Source organism: Actinoalloteichus spitiensis RMV-1378, from assembly GCF_000239155.1.
In the GTDB taxonomy this organism is placed as follows: domain Bacteria; phylum Actinomycetota; class Actinomycetes; order Mycobacteriales; family Pseudonocardiaceae; genus Actinoalloteichus_B; species Actinoalloteichus_B spitiensis.
Genome location: NZ_AGVX02000163.1, coordinates 1 through 1192 on the forward strand (window position 1 = coordinate 1; position 1192 = coordinate 1192).

The following is a 1192-nucleotide window of genomic DNA, read 5'->3' on the forward strand; positions in this document are numbered from 1 at the left end:
GGGGGGTGTCCCTATGTGGTTGTCAAGCCGCAGCCGGGGCGGGAGTGACCTCGGGGTGCCGGTAGCGGGTCTTGTTGCGGAGCATGGCGAACACGACGTCGCAGCGGCGCCGGGCCAGGCAGATCAGCGCGGCGTTGTGCTTCTTCCCCTCATCGCGTTTCCGCTGGTAATAGGCCCTGCTGGTGGGATCGGACAAGGCCGCGAACGCGGCGAGGAAGAACGCCCGTTTGAGTTTGCGGTTGCCGGTGCGGGCCGGGCGCTCGCCCTTGATCGAGGAACCCGAACTGCGGGTGACCGGCGCGATCCCGGCGTAAGCGGCCAAGTGGGCGGAGGACGTGAACGCCGAAGCGTCGCCGACTTCCAGCAGGATCCGGGCTGCGGTCCTGACCCCGATACCGGGCATGGAGGTCAGGACCCCGGCAAGAGGGTGCGCATCGAGTATCCCCTCGACCTCGGTGGCGACCTGTCTGCGTTGCAGGAGAACGCTTTTCAGACTGTCGGCCAGGCGTGGCAGGACGGTGTCCGCCGCGGTCGTGCCCGGGACGACGACGGTCTGCTCGTCCAGCGCGGCCAGGATCGCGGTGACCAGTTTGTCGCCCACGCGGGGCGCATGCGCGGTGGCGATCACGGTGAGTTTGCGCCGGCCTGCTTTGGCGATGCCGGTGGGGCCGCCGCAGCGGGACAGGATCTCCAGCACCGCCGGGTGGCCGATCCTCGGGCCGATCACGCGTTCCAGGGCGGGGTGGACGCCGGTGAGCAGGCCACGGATGCGGTTGCCGATCCGGGTGGCCTCACCGGCCAGGTCGTCGTCGAACCCGACCAGCACGTCCAGCTCGGCCAGGGCGTCGTCGCCGACGTCGACCCGGCGCAGCGTGTGCGGCAGCGAGCGGGCGGCGTCGGCGATGACGAACGCGTCCCGGGCGTCGGTTTTCGCGCGTCCGGGATAGAGGTCTGCGATGCGGCGCATGGCCAGGCCGGGCAGATAGGCCACTTCATGGCCGCAGGCACGGGCTACCGCGATCGGCAGGGCGCCGATCGTGGCGGGCTGGTCGACCACGACCAGCAGCGTTCCGTGCTTGGCGAGCTTGTCGAACATCGCCCGCAACTTCGGTTCGCTGTTGGGCAACGGCCCGTCGTGCAACCGCTTCCCCACCGGGTCCAGGCCGACGGCGTGGTGTTCGCCCTTTCCGAC

1 protein-coding gene is annotated in these 1192 nt (G+C 70.1%); it reads right to left on the minus strand.

The window, feature by feature from the left end:
- Nucleotides 1-22: 22 nt before the first annotated feature.
- The coding region (locus tag ACTIDRAF_RS27860) for an IS110 family RNA-guided transposase (RefSeq protein WP_016698325.1) at nucleotides 23-1192 on the minus strand (1170 nt) is incomplete at its 5' end.